The following is a 17,644-nucleotide window of genomic DNA, read 5'->3' as shown; positions in this document are numbered from 1 at the left end:
GATCGCCTTCTAATCACGCGAGATCGCCCTCTGATCACGCGAGATCGCCCTAACTGGCTTCGGCGACCTCTCCGGCGCCCGTGTTTTCCACGGTCGCCCGCAGCACGTCCAGCGGCAGCCCGACGGCGTCCGCGATCGCCGCCACCGTGAAGAAGGCGGGTGTCGGGATCCGGCCGGTCTCGATCTTCCGGAGCGTCTCCACCGAGATCCCGGCCTCCGTCGCGACCTCGACCATGCTTCGCGACGCCGACGCGCGCGCGTCCCGGAGCGCCAGCCCCAGCCGCTCGCCTCGTTCGCGTTCCTCGTCCGTCAACGGCACTCGCACCATGAGGCCAATACTAATACCGGTCGCGCGCCTGCTGGTCGTGAGTGGCGTTTCCCGGCTCACACCTCTTCGCGACCGTGATGTCGCGAAAGCCACTTTCAGGACATCAGACGTCCCGAAAGTGGCTTTCGCGACACCCGGAACGCCACTCGCGACCAACCCGACCCACTGGCCACCGCCGCCCGCTGAGTTGTCCCCACCGAGTTACCCCCAGCCTGTGGATAACTCTGTGCACAGGTGTGTGGACCGCCCACAGGAAAGGCCCCGCCGAGCCGAAACTCGACGGGGCCACAATCCCTAGGGGCTTCAGCCGCCCGCGGGCACCGGAAGTGGGAGTCCGGGGAGGCTCTGGTCGTTCGGCACCTTGCCGTCGACGAGGAAGTCCTCCACGACCTTGTCCACACCCGCGTTGCCGCCGGCGTAGATGCCGTGGTCACCCTCACCGGTCACCGTGATCATCCGCGAGTTGGCGAACGCGCGGTGCGCACGGGTCGCGCCCTCGATCGGGGTCGCCGGGTCGTGCACCGACTGGACGATCAGCACCGGCGGGACGCCGCGGCCGTCGAGCTTCGGCAGGTCGACCGGCTTGTTCTTCCAGAAGATGCACGGCTGGATCAGCCAGCCGGCGCCGAGCAGCGGCAGATCGCGGTCGATCAGCTTCTGCGACTGGCGGATGACGCTCTGCCGGTTGCCGGTCCACGGGCCCTCGTTGCAGGGGATGGACCAGAAGCTGGCGTTGTAGGCGTCGCCGTCGCTCGGGACGAACAGCGGCTGCGGGCCGATGACGCCGTCACCGTCGACGGTCTCCGCCTTGACCTTCTGGGCGGCCGAGGCCTTCTGCTGCTGGGTCCCGGTGCCCTCGGTCAGCGTCTTCAGGTTGACCAGGTAGTCGGCCAGTGCCGGGAAGTTGCGCTTCGAGTAGAGGTACGACGCGATGGTCGAGTCGAGGGCGTTGGCCGAAACCGGGACGCCGTCCACCTCGACGGGGTTCTGCGTCAGCGCGAAGCGGACCTTCTCGTAGCTCTGACGAGCGGCTTCGCCGTTCTTGCCGAAGTTGTAGACCTTGTTGTACTTGCCGATCCACGGCAGGAAGTCCTGACGCCAGCGGCGCTCGAAGCCGAGCGGCTGCCCGTCGAAGGAGTTCTGCCAGGTCGTCGTGAACTCGGTCGACGAGTCGAGCAGGAACTTGCCGGTCCGGGTGGGGAACTGCTGCGCGTAGTGCGCGCCCATCCAGGTGCCCGCCGAGTAGCCGACCCAGTTGATCTTGTCGCGGCCCAGGAGGACGCGCAGCAGGTCGATGTCACGGATGGTCTGGGCGGTGTTGATGAGCGGGCCCAGCTCGCCGGACTTCACCTGGCAGGAGTCCGCCGCGTACTTGGTGGCGTCCAGGATCAGGTTGAGGTTCGCCCGGCTGCGGTCGCGCGGGTCGAGGTCCGAGCCGGTGCCGATCGCGTTGCCGCAGGTGATGTTGGTGCTCTTGCCGGTGCCGCGCGGGTCGAGACCGATGATCTCCTGGTTCGCGCGCAGCTTCGTCTGGTTGCGCAGACGCGCCGGGAAGTTACGGCCGGGCGCGCCGGGGCCGCCGGGGTTCGTGATGACGCTGGCCGTCGCGTTGCCGCTGGTGGCGGCGAGGCGGCTGACGGCGATCGTCAGGTCGATGTTCTCGTTCGACTTGTACCAGTTGCGAGGCGCCCGGTAGGTCGCGCACTCGATGTTTTCGGCCCCCGGCGGCGGCGCGGACGGCAGCTCGTTCGCCGTGCACTTGTGCCAGTCGAGCTTCTGGTTCGCGTACTGCGCCGGAATGTTGGTGGAGTTCAGAGGCTGCTGTTTGGCAGCCTCCGGTCCTGCGAACGCAGGAGTGAACCCGGCCAGCATGGTGCCGGCGACAGCCGGGATCACCACCGCATAGCGGAGTTTCTTCATCCGATGCCCCTTTGATCTTGCGTGCGAAGGTTCCTGTTCGCGACTTGCGGCTATTGATATCCGGCGGGGAGCGGGACGGCAACCGCCCTTCGTCGGAACGGGCGTCGCTGATCAAATCGATATCGGGCACGCGTGACCCGGGTGGGGGAGAGGTTCTAGGGTCATCGGGTCCATCCGGGTACGGGAACGTTAGGTGAGGTCCGATGGCGTCAGGTAAGGCAGACGGGAAGGTGAGGGGTTTTCAGTTCAGCCCCTGGAACCTCCTGCTGATCATCCCGTTGCTGGTGCTGATCACGTCCTTGTTCAACACGGACGGCCCCCGGCTGTTCGGGATGCCGTTCTTCTACTGGTTCCAATTCGTGTTCGTGGCCGTCGGCGTCCTGTGCACCGGGATCGTCTACGCGATGACCAGGGACAAGCCGACCAGTGACCGTCCCGACCGGTTGTCCGTGGACGAGCTCGACGAGGGGGACGTCAAGTGACCAACATCCAGTGGCCAGAGTTGATCATCTTCGCGGTCCTCTTCGCGGTGGTCACCGTCCTTGGCTTCGTCGCGTCACGCTGGAAGGCCGGCAACACCCTGGACCACCTCGACGAATGGGGCCTCGGCGGCCGCAAGTTCGGGTCGTGGATCACCTGGTTCCTGCTCGGCGGCGACCTCTACACGGCGTACACCTTCGTGGCCGTCCCCGCGCTGATGTTCAGCGCCGGTGCGATGGGCCTGTTCGCGCTTCCGTACACGATCATCGTCTACCCGATCGTGCTGATGCCCGCGCTGCGCATGTGGTCGGTCTCCCGGGTCCGCGGTTACGTCACGCCCGCCGACTTCGTCCGCGGCCGGTTCGGTTCGCCGACGCTGGCGCTGCTGATCGCGATCACCGGGATCATCGCGACGATGCCGTACATCGCGCTCCAGCTCGTCGGCCTCGAGGCGGTGCTGCGGACCATGGGCATCAACGGCTCCGGGATCGTCGGCCACCTGCCGCTGCTGGTCGCCTTCATCATCCTGGCGGTCTACACCTACCAGTCCGGCCTGCGTGCGCCCGCGTTGATCGCGTTCGTCAAGGACATCCTGATCTACCTCGTGATCATCGTGGCGATCATCTACCTGCCCTCGAAGCTCGGCGGCTGGTCGGCGATCTTCGACTCGGCCCAGGCGAAGTTCGACAAGACTCCCTCGCCGTCGGACGGCATCCTGCTCAACGCGAACAACCAGTTGCAGTACGCCACCTTGGCGCTCGGCTCGGCGCTCGCGCTGTTCCTGTACCCGCACTCGCTGACCAGCGTCCTCGCCTCACGCGGGCGCAGCGTGATCAAGCGGAACATGGTCGCGCTCCCGGCGTATTCGCTGGTCCTGGGCCTGCTGGCGCTGCTCGGCTACGTCGCGATCAGTGCGTCGGTCAAGCCGATCACCAACAACGCCACCGGTAAACCCGACACGAACACCGTCGTCCCGGTGCTGTTCGACTCGCAGTTCTCGGCGTGGTTCGCCGGCATCGCGTTCGCCGCGATCGGCATCGGGGCGCTGGTGCCCGCGGCGATCATGTCGATCGCGGCGGCCAACCTGTGGACCCGCAACATCTACAAGGAGTACATCAAGAAGAACGCGACGCCGGGCCAGGAAGCGAAGCAGGCCAAGCTCGCTTCGCTGATCGTGAAGTTCGGCGCGGTGGCGTTCATCCTGTTCATCGACCCGCAGTTCTCGATCGACCTGCAGCTCATCGGCGGGGTGCTGATCTTGCAGACACTGCCAGCGGTGGCGATCTCGCTCTACACACGGTGGTTCCACCGCTGGGGCTTGATCGCGGGCTGGGTGGTCGGCATCGGCTGGGGCCTGATCATGCTCTACAACATCCCGAACGCGGCGACCGGCAAGGCGCACTTCGGCGGCTCGGCGCTGGCGCTGGACAAGCTGTCGATCTTCGGCTGGCACCCGCTCAGCGGTTCGCAGCTGCAGATCTACGTCGGCTTCGTGGCGCTGGTGGCGAACCTGCTGGTCGCGGTGATCTTCACGGTGGTCGCGCGGCAGATGAAGGTCTTCAACGGCACGGACGACACCGAGCCCGAGGACTACCACGCCGACGAGCACGACAAGGATCTCCGCGAAATCGGCGTCCACTAGTTCCAGGTTCACGAAGGGGCCGCGTCCACTTTGGACGCGGCCTTTTTCGTCGCCGCCGTCGCGGTGAGGTACAGGACGAGGCCGTTCAGCAGATGCCAGACGAAGTGCGTCCCGGTGGGGAAGCTCCCGCAGACGGTGTGGTCGGCCGTGCGGAACGAAAGGGACACACCGAAGACTCCGGCGGCCAGGGCGAACCTGCGGCGATCTTCACCCTTGAGCACGATCGCGAAGACCGCGAGCCCGATCAGCGCGGAGAGGTACAGGCCGCCGCCGATCGAGGCGACGATCGCGGTGAACGCGAGGAACACCGGCACTCCGAGCCAGGAGACCTTACGGCTCGCGCCGAAGAACACCCGCGGGAACACCGCCGCGTAGTACAGGACGAACACCAGGATGAAGGCGCTGTCGGCGGCCGCGGACCAGCGGGTGGCGAGCAGGTGGAAGGCCGTGCTGCCGAGGAACACGAGTCCGATGAGGGTCGCGAAGACGCGGCCTTTCGGTTGCCGCCAGACGGCGATCGCGGCGACCAGGAACGCGAGGTTGCTGAGACTGTTGAGCGGCTCACCCCAAAGACCGGGGGCGAGACGTTCGCAGTAGCCGTCGACATACGCGATCCAGTTCACTCCCTCAGATAACCCTGCCCGCGTGAACTCCGGGTATCGGCCGTCTTCGCGCTTGCCCCGCCTTCGCGAGTCCGAGGCGTTGCGAAAGCCACTTTCGCAACCTTCAACGTTGCGAAAGTGGCTTTCGCTTCACCCCCCACCCCCTTTGCCGCGCCTCCCCCCACTTGTCCACACCCGACCGCCGTTGTGGACAACTCCGCCCTCAACCCCCTCGATCCCCGCTCCCCGACACCCCCTCCCGATACGCTGGTGCGGGGCGCGCCCCCCTGGGACGGGTGGGGGGTGGGGTTCGCGCGGGTGAGGGAAAAGTGCTGGTCAGGGGGTTGGGTTGCAGGCGGTCAGGCGTCGGGTGAGGAAGCGGCGTCGCGGTTCCGAGCAAGGTAGCGCGAGCGCCCGCCGGTAATGGGCGGCGGCGCGGGCCGGGTCTCCGGCGCGTAGCCAGAGCGCGCCGAGGACGGCGGGCAGCAGCGTGTACTCCGGCAGTTCGGCCTCGACGGCTTCGAGTTCCGCGATCCCGGCGACGGCACCGTCCACCATGGACAGTGCGATCGCCCGGTTCAGCCGGGCCACCGGCGAAGGTCGCAGCGCCAGCAGGTCGTCGTACAGCCCGACGATCCGGCGCCAGTCCGGCGGCGAAACCGTGCCGTGACACAGCGCGATCGCCGCTTCGACGTGATACGCCGACATCTCCGGCCCGGCGCACGCCCGCTCGAACAGCCGCGTGCCCTCGGCGATCATCGTGTGGTCCCAGCGGCCGCGATCCTGCTCCTCGAGCAGCAGCAGATCACCGTCCCGGTCGACCCGCGCGGGCAGCCTGCTCGCCTGCAGCAGCATCAGCGCGACCAGCGCCCGCACCCGCGGCAGGTCCGTCTTCGGCTCGGCCAGCAGCAGCCGCCCGAGCCGGATCGCCTCGCCGCACAGGTCGCCGCGCACCGCGACTTCGCCGGTCGTCGCGTCGTAGCCCTCGTTGAACAGCAGGTAGAGCACGGACAGCACACTGTCCACTCTGGACTCCAGCGCGTCCGGCCCCGGCAGGGTGAGCGGTTTGCCGGATTCCCGCAGCCACTTCTTCGCGCGCACCAGCCGCTGCGCGACCGTCGCGGGTTTCGTCAGCAACGCCGCCGCGATCTCGTTCACCCCGAGCCCGCCGACGGTCTTCAGCGTCAGCGCCACCTGTGAAACCGTCGGCAGCGCGGGATGGCAGCACAGCAGCATCAGCACGAGTTCGTCGTCCGTGCGCCGGTCGGTTTCGTGACCGTCGAGCTCGGCGAGCCGGGGCAGCAGCGCCCGCAAAGCCCGTTCCCGCCGGACGACGTCCATCGCCCGGTTCCGCGCGGCCCGGAACAGCCAGCCCTGCGGATTGTCCGGAACCCCGCCCTGCGGCCAAGTGCGCAACGCCTGCTCGAGAGCGTCCGCGACGGCCTCCTCGGCGAGGTCCAGCCGTTCGGGGCCGAGCGCCCTGGCCAGCGTGGCGACGATCCGCCCGGCACTGTGCCGGAACAGATGTTCCACCACGCCGGCCGGGCGGCTCACGACAGCCCGAAGCGGCGCAGGTGCTCTTCGCGCGGGGTGTCGAGATCGAGCGCGATCTCGCTGACGACGAACATCCCGACGCCGTCCACCGCGATCGGATGCGTCTCGAACAGCTTCGCCGCTTCGTCGAGATCAGCGGCTTCGACCACGAGATACCCGGCGACGATCTCACTGGCCTCGGTGAACGGGCCGTCGGTGATCGCCCCGGCGCGCACCACCCGCGACTCCGGATCCAGCCCGGCGGCGGCGATCAGCTTGCCGGACGCCCGCAGTTCGTCTTGCCAGGCGAAATACCGCTCGATGCCATCACCGGCGGGCTCTGCCGACGAGGTGTCCCGCGGGAAGGTCATCAGACCGACGAACTTCGGCATCAGTCCTCGCAACCGCGTTCGCCGACCTTGCGCACCTCGATCGGCCCGAATTCCAGATGCGGATGCGTCGCGAAGATCTTCTCCGCCTGGTCGAGGTCCTCGGCCTCGATCACCTGGTAGCCGCCGACGATCTCGGTGGCCTCGGTGTGCGGCCCGTCGGTCGCGCCGACCTCACCACCGGAACCGCGCAGCACCCGGCCGCTCCTCGACAACCCGCCGCCGCCGACGAAGCGGCCTTCCTTCGTGCGTTCGTCCGCCCAGGCCATGTAGTTCTCGAGCACGCGTTGTGCTTCGCCGGGACTGAGGTGATCGTGCGAGTCCTGCGTGGCGCGGATGAAACCGATGTAGTGGGGCATGGCGTCCTCCCTGGGAAATCGATGGTCCCTAGACGAACGAGCGCGCCGCGAATCGACATCAGAACTCCAGGCGCCAGGTCTGCCCCGTCAGCTCGTAACCGAAGCCCGGAATCGTCTCTTCGCTCACCAGCCGGAAGCCGGCCTTCTCGTAGATCGCCCTCGCCGAGTCCAGCAGCGAGACCGTCCAGAGTTCCATCGCCGCGTAGCCGGACGCCCTCGCGAACTCGACGCATTCGGTGACCAGGCGTTTCCCGACCCCGCGTCCCCGCGCGGCCGGTTCGAGGAGCAGCATCCGCAGCTTCGCGGTGGTGCCGTCTTCGGCGGGCATGCAGAAGACGCTGCCGACTCGCTCCCCGTCGAGTTCGGCGATCCAGCCCGCTTGGCGGGGCTCACCGCGCTGATCGACGTAGTCCGCGACGACGCGGGCGACGAGAGCCTCGAAACGTTCGTCCCAGCCGTATTCGCGGGAGTAGAGGGCGCCGTGGCGGTGGACCACCCAGCCGAAGTCGCCCGGCCGGGGCGGGCGCAGGACCAGCGTCGGATCCGACGCGCGATCGCCGACCAGCGACGTGATCGCGCCCATCGCGCCGAGCAGCCGCTCCTGATCGTCGTCGCCGAACCGGCCGAGCAGCGAGCCGATCCGGCCCACCGATCGTTCGTCGAGGACGGCGAAGGCCTTCCGGCCGCCCTCGGTCAGCCTGATGACCTGGCGGCGGGCGTCCTCGTCGCTGCGTTCGCGGGTGAGGAGGCCTCGACCTTCGAGCCTGGCGAGCAGCCTGCTCGCGTACCCGGCGTCCAGGTCGAGACGTTTGCGCAGGTCGGTGACCTGGGTCGGATCCTGTTGCGCGAGTTCGAAGAGAACCCTGGCTTCACTCAGGGAGTACTCGGCGTCGGCCGGTCCTTCGTCGAGCACGCCGATCACGCCGGTGTACAAGCGGTTGAAGGCCCGGACGGTCGCCACCCGGTCCGCGATGCGATTCATTTGACCACCTCAACAGATTCGTTGACGATGTCAAACATTACCGCGCGAAGCGGCGAAGGCAAGGAATTTCGGAAAGGGATCCGGACATATGGAAACCCCGTGATGCTGCCAGGTCGGGGGTCCGCCAGCATCACGGGGTCGTAGTGGGTATCGACGCGGCGTTCCGCGGCGTTACACCCCACGCACTATGTGTCGTAGGTCACTCGAATGGGCGACACCTACAACGGTTGTTGTCGATTCAGCGCATGTGCGTGTGACGCGCCTGAGAGATAGCGATGAGTTCCTGACGAACGGTCGCGGTGGCCGCGGTGTCGATCGCCCGGTTCAGGGCCCGGCGAGTGCGAGCCTCGGCGCGACGGGCACGGAGCTTGGCGGCGATGTTGTTCATCGGTTTAAGTCATCCCCTTGAGGGTCTTGAGTCTTGGTGGCTGTGTCTCTAGTATGCACTCTTTTTCACAAGGACGCCAACGATTATCCGGTGACTTGGCACACCTGCCGATGAATCATCGGCAACGAGAGAGAAAATCCGGAGAGATTTGGTGTCGCCGGTCACTTCTTGGTAACGCCAGGCCACTCTGACGTCCCCGCGCCACGGCCGCGGAAACCCTGTTGGAGCAGGCGGCGCGCGAGCTTCGACGGCCCCCGGCTGCGCACGCCGAGGACGCCGCGCCACGGGATGATCGTCGACGCCATCGCTTCTCGCAGCGCGACACCCTCCGGGTCGGCCGCCTCGGGGCCGAGGACGAGGTCGCGTACGAGAGGGCCCGCGGTCAGCGTCAGCGCCACTCCGCTTCCGGCGAATCCGACGGCATGGACAATCCGATCGGTGACGGTGGACCGCGCCAGATGGGGGACCTCCGCCGGAGTGACGTGCAGCGGCCCGCCCCAGCGGTGGGTCGCCGGTGCCGCGGCCTCGGCGGGAAGCCGGCGCGCGAGCAGCCTGTCGACCTTCTGATGTGCCTTCGGCAGCGCGTCGGCCCTGGCGCCGGGGGTCAGCCCGCCGAGGTCGAGGCCGCCGAACAGCAGCCGCCCGTCGTGTCGCCGCCAGTAGGCCATACCCAGTCCGGGAGCTGTGTGGAACAGGTCGTCCTCGGCGGCCTCCGGCTCCCCGGCTCGCATGTACGTGTGGATCACCCGGCCCGGCGGCGGATCCGGCAGTGACAAGCCGCCGGTGTACGCGCCCGAACAGATCACCGCGCGGCCCGCTCGCAGGACTCCCCCGCTCCGCAGCCGGACGGTGACGCCGTCGTCCGCCGGTTCGACCGAGTCGACAGGGGTGTTCTCGACCAGCTTTCCCCCGGCGGCGCTCAGTTCGGCGGCCAGTGATCCGGCGAGCGCGGCGGGCTGGATGGTCCACGACTCGAGTGAGAATCCCGTGGCGTCCTGTTCGGCTTCGATCCCGGACGCGGTCACGGCGTCCGCCACCACGTCGAGCCCGGCGGCGAGGAACGCGGAGCCGCCGATCAGGCGCATCCGTGTCCGCGTGATCTCGCCCGCGGGATGCGAGTCGCGCAGCATCCGCATCTTGGCGTTGATCCGGTCGTGCAGGAGTCGCTGCATCTCGCGAGGGTCGTGCACGCCCGCGCTGCCCGGCAGCAGCCAAGGCAGAACGCCCAGCGGCAGCACACCGCCCGCGTTCCGCCCGCTCGCGCCGAATCCGGCGTGCCGGGCTTCGAGGACGACCACTCGGCTGCCGGGACGCTGTTCCAGCAGATCGAGGGCGATCGACAGACCGGCGAACCCGGCGCCGATCACCGCGACATCGGCCGAAGCCGGCGGCGGCTCGACGGTGGGGACTCGGTCCGGCAGTGCGTCACGCCAGTAGACCCTGGTCACCCTGCCAGTGTGCCCAAGTAGCAGTCTCTACGGCTTTCTAGATCTCAGGCTAGAGAAGCGAAGAGAGGTCTAGTCCCGGCCGAGCAGGTAGTGGCCGAAATGCGGGACGGTGAAGGCGATGTGCCCCCGCTCGGCGGAGTACACCAGGCCCTTCTTCATCAGACTGTCCCGCGCCGGTGACAGCGAAGACGGCTTCCGCCCCAGGTAGACGGCCACGTCGGCGGTGCCGGCGGGTTCGTCGCGGCCCTGCGTCAGCTCGGCCATCGCGAGCAGGTACTCGCGCTCGGCAGGCGTCGCGCGCTCGTAGCGAGAGCCGAAGAAGCCGACCGCCAGTTCCGATTCGGCCTCCGGGGCGGCGACCTGGACGTCTTTCACGGTGATCGGATCGGCGGGCGCGGCGTCCCAGGCGGCTTTGCCGTACGCCTGGATGAAGTACGGGTAGCCGCCGGACGCGTCGTACAGCGCGTCCAAGGCCTCCGGTTCGATGCCCGCGTCTTCACGTTCGATGGGCGCCATCACCGCGAGGTCGGCGTCTTCGCGCTCGAGCCTGTCGATGCGCGCGTAGCGGAAGAGGCGTTCCGAGTACGACTTCGACGCCGAGAGGACGGCGGGCACGTGCGGCAGTCCCGCGCCGACCACGACCAGCGGAGCCCCGGACTGCGAGAGTTCGTGGCAGGCGGCGCAGAGCGCGGAAACGTCCTCGGGCAGCAGATCCTGGATCTCGTCGATCAGCAGCGCGACCCCGGTGCCGACGTCCGCGGCCAGTTCCGCGACCTCGGTGAACAGCTCGACCAGGTCGATCTCGATGTCGCCGGAATCGGCGCGGCCCTGTGCGGCGGGCACATCGATGCCCGGTTGCCAGCGGTCGCGGAGCTTCGCGTCCGGTTTGTTGGCGCGCAGGGCGAACGCCTTGAGCACGCCGAGCACCTGCTCGACCCGGTCCGGTGCGCGATGGCGGACGGCGAGGTCACGGATCGCGCGGTGCAACGCGGCCGAGAGCGGCCGCCGGAGTTCGGTGTCGGGGCGGGCTTCGATCTTGCCCGCGCCCCAGCCGTGCTTGATCGCCTTCGAGCGCAGCTCGCCCAGCAGCACGGTCTTTCCCACGCCGCGCAGGCCTGTCAGCATCAAGCTGCGCTCGGGTCTCCCGCGCGCGACCCGTTCGAGCACGACCTCGAAGGCCTGGAGCTCGCGCATGCGACCTGCCAGCTCGGGCGGCCGTTGACCGGCGCCCGGGGCGAAGGGGTTGCGGATGGGATCCACTCTCACACGCTATCGGCGTTTCTAGCGTGGGCCCGATATTCGGTGATAGAGGGGTAGGCGTGTCGCGGCGGATTACTCCGAGTGGACGGGTCTGCAGCCCCGTCCCTCGTTCTTACTCGCTCAGGTTGCGTTCGGCGTAGGTCCTCATCGCGTCACGGATGTATTCCGCGGTGCCCGAGCCGTACTTCTCGTCGTACTGCCCGTAGCGCGGGTCGTCGACGTACAGCTGTCCGAGACCGGCGAAGTAGCCCTTCGAGACCGCTCGCACGGCCGGCCGGAGCCATTCGTAGAGCCGCCGCGTGATCGCCTGGGCCACGTCGCCGTCGGCAGGCAGACCCTGGAAGCGGGCCTCGCCGAACGCGGCCGCGATGTCCTTCTGTTCCTGCTGGTGCGCCTTCTTGTCCTCGGCGCTCAGCGACTTCCACCACCGGTCGCCCTGCTTGTAGGCGTCGGCGCCCCAGCGTTCGGTGACCTCCTTCTCGTACTTCGTGTGGTCGAAGCCGTCGAACACTTCCGCTGCCATCAGTTGTTCACCTCTCTCTGTCTTCTTCAAGGTCGTCCTGACCGATTCGATCTGCCGTCCGAGCCGCCGGCGCTCCTGCTCCAGCCACTTCAGGTGCGTGCGTAGCGCCGCTTTCGTGTCCTGTTCCCCTTCGAGTACTTCGCCGATCGCGGGCAGGCTCAGCCCGAGTTCGCGAAGCAACAGGATCCGTTGCAGCCGCACCAGCGCGTCCTGGTCGTAGTAGCGGTATCCGTTGCTCCCCACCCGGCTCGGTTCGAGCAGCCCGATGTCGCCGTAGTGGCGCAGCGTGCGGCTCGTGGTCCCGGCCGAGCGGGCGATGTCCTGGATCGACCACTCCTTCTCGTTCGGCATGTCCACGAAGGTAGAGGTTGACGTTGCGTCAAAGTCAATCGAAGTTCACCCGACCGTGGCAGGGTGCTCGCATGAAGACCTTCGCGCTGGTCATCGCCGCCGCGCTGACCTTGACCACGGCCGGCGTCGCCGACGCGCATCCGCGCCGCGCCTTCGACGTCCAGGCCCACCGCGGCGGGCTCGGCCTCACCGTCGAGAGCACGCTCGCGTCGTTCGGCAAGGCGATGGAGCTCGGGGTGACCACGCTCGAACTCGACATCCAGATCACCAAGGACGGTCGCGAGGTGATCACCCACGACCGCAAGACGACACCCGCGAAGTGCCGTGACACCGCGCCCGCGACGCCCGGCGACCCCGCGTACCCGTACGTCGGCAAGTACGTGAAGGACCTGACGTTCGCCCAGGTCCGCACGCTGGACTGCGGTTCGATCCGCCAGCCCGCGCATCCCGGCCAGACGCTCTCCCCCGGCGCCAAGATGCCGACGCTCGCCGAGCTGTTCCAGCTGGCGCGCGAGCACCGCGCGTGGGGCATCGAGTTCAACATCGAGACCAAGGTCGAGGCGGCCGCTCCGCAGGAGACCGCGCCGCGTGAGCAGTTCGTCCGGCGTGTGGTGCGCGAGATCCTGCGCGGCGGGTTCGCGCACAACGTCACCGTCCAGAGCTTCGACTGGGGCGCGCTGATGCGGCTGCGCGAGGTCGCGCCGTGGATCCCGACGGTCGCGCTGACGCAGCCCGAATTCCTGCAGGTCGGCCAGCCGGGCAAGTCGCCGTGGCTCGGCGGGCTCGACATCGACGACTTCGGTGGCAGCCCCGTCCGCGCGGTGAAGTCTTTCGGCGCGAGCGCGCTCTCGCCGGTGCACGGCAACCCGCAGGGTGGCAAGGTCGGCGACCCCGACTACCGCCCGTTCACGACGAAGGCGCTGGTCAGCGAGGCGCACCGCGCCGGGATCAAGGTCGTGCCCTGGACGATCGACGATCCGGCCACCATGCACAAGCTCATCGACGACGGTGTCGACGGCATCATCACCGACTACCCGGACAGGCTGCGGCAGGTCGCGGCCGACCGCGGCTTCAAGCTGCCGAGGGCGTATCCGGCTCGCTAGCGGAATCTAGCGCTGTCTAGTGCCAGAGAAATATTTCGAGATACTCCGTTAGCGCGGTTCGGCGGAGTGGCGGGCGGGAAGACTGGGGATAGGTTTGTTTCCCGGGTCCGGATCCAGAAAGGTTACGACCGTGATTCTCCGTCGCGTCGCACGTCCGCTCCTCGCCGCGATCTTCATTTCCGGCGGGATCGGCGCGCTGAGGGACACCCAGGGGCACGCGAAGGCCGCGGAGCCGTTCCTCACCGAGTCTTTCGACAAGCTGGAGGGCGTGGTGCCGGAGTCGGTGCCGCGCGACCCCGCCACCCTCGTCCGGATCGACGCCGCGGTGAAGGTCGGTGCCGGGCTCGCGCTCGCCGCGGGCAAGGCGCCGCGGCTGGCCTCACTGCTGCTGCTCGGCAGCCTCGTCCCGACGACGCTGGCCGCGCATCGGTTCTGGGAGGTCAAGGAACCGGCCGAGCGTCAGCAGCAGCAGATCCAGTTCATCAAGAACGCCGGCCTCGCCGGTGGCCTGCTGCTCGCCGCCGCCGACACCGCCGGCAAGCCCTCGCTCGGCTGGCGCGCCAAGCGGGCCGCCTCCAAGACGGAGAAGCGCGCCGAGAAGCTGGCGAAGAAGGCTGAAAAGGCCATCACGAAGTGACAGCCCGCGTTTAGTCCTCTGGATGCGTAAAGCGCATCCAGAGGACCAAACGCGTGGGGTCATGAGGTGAAGGCCTCGATGTCCTCCATCTCGACGACCGTGCGGACCTCGACCTCGATCTCGTCGAACAGGGCCGCGTAGGTCTCCGCGAAAGCGACGGCCTCCGCCAGGTCCTTCGCGTTGATGAGCGCGAACCCGCCGATGACCTCCTTGGTCTCGGTGAACGGGCCGTCGGTCGCGGTGATCTTGCCGCCACGCACCTTCCGGACCTTCGCGCCCCGCTCGGACGGATGCACGCCCTCGGCCGTGATCAGGATGCCCTTCTTGAACGAGTCCTCGACGAAGGCGCCCATCTGCTCGATGAACTCCTTGCTCGGGTTCCACGCTTCCGGGGCGCTCTCGTCCAGCCGGTGCATCATCAGAAACCGCATCGTTGCTCCTCAGTGTCTTGGCGGGGCTGTTCGTACCCTGCCTTCACCAGCGCGTCGAGCGGCTCGACGACGCTTCGACATTTCTGCCGAAAAATTCTCAGCGGCTCGCGACCTTCTTGTACTGGGCCGTCGCCAGCGGCGCGAAGATCGCGATGATGGCGATGCAGCACAGGATCGCGTACAGCGACGCGTTCTCGGCGGGCCAGCCCGTCGGGGGTGCGCCGAAGCGGTTCCCGAACAGGTCACGGGCGGAGTTGATCACCGCGGTGAACGGGTTCCAGTCGGCGATCGCCTTCAGCACGCCGGGCAGTTTGTCCGCCGGGACGAACGCCGTCGAGATGAAGCTCAGCGGGAACATCCACATCAGCCCGGCGCTCTGGGCGACCTCGACGCTGCGCGCGACGAGCCCGATCCACGCGCCGACCCAGGACAGCGCCCAGGCGAACATCAGCATCACGAGGTAACCCAGCACCGCGTCGAGGAAGCTGCCGCGGATCCGCCAGCCGACCAGCAGCCCGCACAGCGACATGACGATCAGCGCGACCACACTGATCACCAGATCCGACGTCGTCCGGCCGAAGATCACCGCGAGGCGGGAGATCGGCAGCGACCGGAACCTGTCGATGATGCCCTTCTGCAGGTCGTTCGCGAACCCGATCACGGTGAACGCCGAGTTGAACGCGACCGTCTGCGCGAAGATGCCGGCGATCAGGAATTCGCGGTACGCGAGCCCGCCCGCTTCCCCGCCGATCGCGTCGCCGAAGACGTACGCGAACAGCAGCACGAACATGATCGGCTGCAGCGTCGCCGCCATCAGCCAGTCCGGGTTCCGCTGGACGTTCTTCAGGTTCCGCCAGGTGATCACGCCACCATCGGAAAAGGCCTTCGCGACCGCGCTCACTTCTTGTCCCCCTCGTCCGTGGCGTGCCCTGTCAGCGAAAGGAAGACATCGTCGAGCGTCGGCCGGTGCAGCGCGACGTCCTGGACGGCGACGCCCTGCGCGTCCAGCCGCCGCAGTGCCTCGATCAGCGCCTTCGGCCCGCCCTCGACGAGGACGTCGACCTTGCGGGTGTGCTCGTCGACCGACGGCGTGCCCGAGCCGACCTCGCCGAGGACCTGGGTGGTCGCCGCGAGGTCGTCCGCGGACGCCACGACCAGCTCCAGCCGCTCGCCGCCGATCTCCTGCTTGAGCTCGTCGGCGGTGCCGCGCGCGATGACCTTCCCCTTGTCGATCACCACGATCGAGTCGGCGAGCTGATCGGCCTCCTCCAGGTACTGCGTGGTCAGGAGCACCGTGGTGCCGTCGGCGACGAGTTCCTTGATGACCTCCCACGTCTCGATCCGGCCGCGCGGGTCGAGCCCGGTGGTCGGCTCGTCGAGGATCACCACGGTCGGCTCGGCGACCAGCGCCCCCGCGAGGTCGAGCCGCCGCCGCATGCCGCCGGAGTACGTCTTGGCGGGGCGGTCCGCCGCGTCCTCCAGCCGGAACCGCGCGAGCAGCTCGCGCGCCCTGGACTTCGCGGCGGCCTTCTTGCTGCCGTACAGCCTGCCGACCATGTACAGGTTCTCGAACCCGGTGAGGTTCTCGTCCACGGCCGCGTACTGCCCGGACAACCCGATCGACCGCCGGACGGCGTCGGGCTGGGCCAGCACGTCGTGCCCGGCCACCTCCGCCTCGCCCGAATCCGGGCGGAGCAGGGTGGTCAGGATGCGGACCGTCGTCGTCTTGCCGGCGCCGTTCGGCCCCAGCAGGCCCAGCACCTTGCCCGTCGGGATCTCCAGATCGACCCCGTCGAGCGCCTTGGTGGACCCGTAGGTTTTGACCAGCGCTTTCGCCTGAACTGCGAACATGCGGACAAACTAGACCCCGGCACCGACAAAGGCACCGGGGTTTTTCCCCGATCCGCTCCCGGCGAACGGCTTACTTCTCGAGAATCGCGGTGACGCCCTGGCCGCCAGCGGCGCAGATCGAGATGAGTCCGCGGCCGGATCCCTTCTCGCTCAACAGCTTCGCGAGCGTGGCGACGATACGGCCGCCGGTCGCGGCGAACGGGTGCCCGGCCGCCAGCGACGAGCCGTTGACGTTCAGCTTCGCCCGATCGATGGAGCCGAGCGGCTCGTCGAGACCCAGTTTCCCCTTGGCGAACGCCGGGTCCTCCCACGCCTTGAGGGTGGCGAGCACCTGCGACGCGAAGGCTTCGTGGATCTCGTAGAAGTCGAAGTCCTGCAGGGTGAGCCCGGCGCGCGTGAGCATCTGCGGGACGGCGTACGCGGGCGCCATCAGCAGGCCTTCGTCACCGTGGACGTAGTCGACGGCGGCGGTCTGCGAGAACGTCAGGTACGCCAGCACCGGCAGCTTCCGGGCCTTCGCCCACTGCTCGGTCGCGAGGAGGACCGTCGAGGCGCCGTCGGACAGCGGGGTCGAGTTGCCCGCGGTCATCGTGCCTTCGGGGCCACCGAAAGCGGGCTTCAGCTTCGCGAGCTTCTCGACGCTGGACTCCGGCCGCAGGTTCTGGTCGCGGGCCAGCTTGAGGTACGGCGTCACCAGGTCGTCGAAGAAGCCCTTGTCGTACGCGGCGCCGAGACGCTGGTGGCTGGTCGCGGCGAGCTCGTCCTGCGCCTCACGCGTGATCTCCCAGACCTTCGCGGTCAGCGCGGCGTGCTCGCCCATGGACAGGCCGGTGCGCGGCTCGGAGTTGCGCGGGATCTCGGGGACGATGTGGCCGGGGCGCAGCTTCGCGGCGAGCTTCAGCCGTTCGGGGAGCGTCTTCGCGGCGTTGAGCTGGACGAGGATCTGGCGCAGGTCGTCGTTGACCGCGAGCGGGGCGTCGGACGTGGTGTCGACGCCGCCCGCGATGGCCGAGTCGATCTGGCCGAGGGCGATCTTGTTGGCGACGTTGACGATCGCCTGCAGGCCGGTGCCGCACGCCATCTGCACGTCGGAGGCCGGAGTGGCGGGGTTCAGCCTGCTGCCGAGGACGCTTTCGCGGGCGAGGTTGAAGTCGCGGGCGTGCTTGAGCACCGCGCCGGCGGCGACCTCGCCGATCACCTCGTCCTGCAGGGAGAAGCGGCTGACCAGGCCGTCGAGGGCGGCGGTGAACATGTCCTGGTTCGACGCCTTCGAGTACGGACCGTTCGACCGGGCGAAGGGGATCCGGTTGCCGCCGATGATCGCGACCTTGCGCACGGGTGCCGTCCTTTTCGTGGCCATTTTTTTCCACTCCTCCGTAGGCTCTCTCACACTGTAACCTACTAGCGAGTAGGTTAG

19 protein-coding genes are annotated in these 17,644 nt (G+C 68.1%); 4 read left to right on the top strand and 15 right to left on the bottom strand.

Annotated elements, in window-relative coordinates; all coding sequences use genetic code 11:
• Window positions 1-49: 49 nt before the first annotated feature.
• Together HDA45_RS19945 and HDA45_RS19940 are read right to left on the bottom strand one after the other, a co-directional pair.
• Entirely contained in the window at window positions 50-328 is a 279-nt protein-coding gene (locus tag HDA45_RS19945) for a helix-turn-helix domain-containing protein (RefSeq protein WP_184897513.1), read from the bottom strand.
• A 303-nt stretch (window positions 329-631) separates the two neighbouring features.
• Complete coding sequence (locus HDA45_RS19940; protein WP_184897512.1) at window positions 632-2,248, bottom strand: alpha/beta hydrolase; 1,617 nt, start codon at window positions 2,246-2,248, stop codon at window positions 632-634.
• 203 nt (window positions 2,249-2,451) lie between these two features.
• On the opposite strand from HDA45_RS19940, the gene HDA45_RS19935 reads away from it, so the two are divergent.
• Together HDA45_RS19935 and mctP are read left to right on the top strand one after the other, a co-directional pair.
• Window positions 2,452-2,730, top strand: a complete 279-nt coding sequence (locus HDA45_RS19935; protein WP_184897510.1) for a DUF3311 domain-containing protein — start codon at window positions 2,452-2,454, stop codon at window positions 2,728-2,730.
• Window positions 2,727-4,370, top strand: coding sequence for a monocarboxylate uptake permease MctP (gene mctP / locus HDA45_RS19930; RefSeq protein ID WP_184897508.1), 1,644 nt, complete (start codon window positions 2,727-2,729; stop codon window positions 4,368-4,370). The genes HDA45_RS19935 and mctP overlap by 4 nt, the downstream gene beginning before the upstream one ends.
• An 8-nt stretch (window positions 4,371-4,378) precedes the next feature.
• On the opposite strand, the gene HDA45_RS19925 is transcribed toward mctP, so the two are convergent.
• The 9 genes from HDA45_RS19925 to HDA45_RS19885 all read right to left on the bottom strand — a co-directional run bounded on the left by HDA45_RS19925 (window position 4,379) and on the right by HDA45_RS19885 (window position 12,205).
• Window positions 4,379-4,993 carry a hypothetical protein gene (locus tag HDA45_RS19925; RefSeq protein WP_184897505.1) on the bottom strand — a complete coding sequence of 205 codons (615 nt, stop codon included), beginning with the start codon at window positions 4,991-4,993 and terminating at the stop codon, window positions 4,379-4,381.
• 315 nt (window positions 4,994-5,308) lie between these two features.
• A complete protein-coding gene (locus tag HDA45_RS19920; RefSeq protein ID WP_184897503.1) occupies window positions 5,309-6,526 on the bottom strand; it encodes a DUF6596 domain-containing protein in 1,218 nt (405 codons plus the stop codon).
• Window positions 6,523-6,897, bottom strand: a complete 375-nt coding sequence (locus HDA45_RS19915; protein WP_184897501.1) for a YciI family protein — start codon at window positions 6,895-6,897, stop codon at window positions 6,523-6,525. The genes HDA45_RS19920 and HDA45_RS19915 overlap by 4 nt, the downstream gene beginning before the upstream one ends.
• On the bottom strand, window positions 6,897-7,253 hold the full coding sequence (locus tag HDA45_RS19910; RefSeq protein ID WP_184897499.1) for a YciI family protein: 357 nt from the start codon (window positions 7,251-7,253) through the stop codon (window positions 6,897-6,899). Before HDA45_RS19910 ends, HDA45_RS19915 begins: the two co-directional genes overlap by 1 nt.
• A 58-nt stretch (window positions 7,254-7,311) precedes the next feature.
• Window positions 7,312-8,235 carry a bifunctional helix-turn-helix transcriptional regulator/GNAT family N-acetyltransferase gene (locus tag HDA45_RS19905; protein ID WP_184897497.1) on the bottom strand — a complete coding sequence of 308 codons (924 nt, stop codon included), beginning with the start codon at window positions 8,233-8,235 and terminating at the stop codon, window positions 7,312-7,314.
• Window positions 8,236-8,473: 238 nt separating this feature from the next.
• Window positions 8,474-8,623: a hypothetical protein gene (locus HDA45_RS19900; protein ID WP_007032374.1), complete on the bottom strand. Its 150-nt coding sequence runs from the start codon at window positions 8,621-8,623 to the stop codon at window positions 8,474-8,476.
• A 161-nt stretch (window positions 8,624-8,784) separates the two neighbouring features.
• On the bottom strand, window positions 8,785-10,071 hold the full coding sequence (locus HDA45_RS19895; RefSeq protein ID WP_184897495.1) for an FAD-dependent oxidoreductase: 1,287 nt from the start codon (window positions 10,069-10,071) through the stop codon (window positions 8,785-8,787).
• Between the two features lie 69 nt (window positions 10,072-10,140).
• Window positions 10,141-11,331, bottom strand: coding sequence for an AAA family ATPase (locus HDA45_RS19890; protein ID WP_184897493.1), 1,191 nt, complete (start codon window positions 11,329-11,331; stop codon window positions 10,141-10,143).
• 112 nt (window positions 11,332-11,443) lie between these two features.
• The gene (locus HDA45_RS19885; protein WP_184897491.1) at window positions 11,444-12,205 is read right to left on the bottom strand and encodes a MerR family transcriptional regulator; all 762 of its coding nucleotides are present in this window, start codon (window positions 12,203-12,205) and stop codon (window positions 11,444-11,446) included.
• A gap of 71 nt (window positions 12,206-12,276) precedes the next feature.
• Between HDA45_RS19885 and HDA45_RS19880 the strand changes: the two genes are divergently transcribed.
• Together HDA45_RS19880 and HDA45_RS19875 are read left to right on the top strand one after the other, a co-directional pair.
• Entirely contained in the window at window positions 12,277-13,308 is a 1,032-nt protein-coding gene (locus HDA45_RS19880; RefSeq protein WP_184897489.1) for a glycerophosphodiester phosphodiesterase family protein, read from the top strand.
• 130 nt (window positions 13,309-13,438) lie between these two features.
• Window positions 13,439-13,945 (top strand): DoxX family membrane protein, encoded by a 507-nt coding sequence (locus HDA45_RS19875; protein ID WP_184897487.1) that lies wholly within the window; start codon window positions 13,439-13,441, stop codon window positions 13,943-13,945.
• A 59-nt stretch (window positions 13,946-14,004) separates the two neighbouring features.
• On the opposite strand, the gene HDA45_RS19870 is transcribed toward HDA45_RS19875, so the two are convergent.
• The 4 genes from HDA45_RS19870 to HDA45_RS19855 all read right to left on the bottom strand — a co-directional run bounded on the left by HDA45_RS19870 (window position 14,005) and on the right by HDA45_RS19855 (window position 17,587).
• Complete coding sequence (locus tag HDA45_RS19870; protein ID WP_020632500.1) at window positions 14,005-14,376, bottom strand: YciI family protein; 372 nt, start codon at window positions 14,374-14,376, stop codon at window positions 14,005-14,007.
• Between the two features lie 97 nt (window positions 14,377-14,473).
• Window positions 14,474-15,277, bottom strand: a complete 804-nt coding sequence (locus HDA45_RS19865) for an ABC transporter permease (protein ID WP_184897485.1) — start codon at window positions 15,275-15,277, stop codon at window positions 14,474-14,476.
• On the bottom strand, window positions 15,274-16,227 hold the full coding sequence (locus HDA45_RS19860; protein WP_184897482.1) for an ATP-binding cassette domain-containing protein: 954 nt from the start codon (window positions 16,225-16,227) through the stop codon (window positions 15,274-15,276). The genes HDA45_RS19865 and HDA45_RS19860 overlap by 4 nt, the downstream gene beginning before the upstream one ends.
• 70 nt (window positions 16,228-16,297) lie before the next feature.
• Complete coding sequence (locus HDA45_RS19855) at window positions 16,298-17,587, bottom strand: acetyl-CoA C-acetyltransferase (protein WP_184897474.1); 1,290 nt, start codon at window positions 17,585-17,587, stop codon at window positions 16,298-16,300.
• Window positions 17,588-17,644 lie beyond the last annotated feature (57 nt).

This window comes from Amycolatopsis umgeniensis (genome assembly GCF_014205155.1).
Lineage (GTDB): Bacteria > Actinomycetota > Actinomycetes > Mycobacteriales > Pseudonocardiaceae > Amycolatopsis > Amycolatopsis umgeniensis.
The sequence above is the reverse complement of the archived record's forward strand: the minus strand, read 5'-3'. Positions and strand labels throughout refer to the sequence as shown.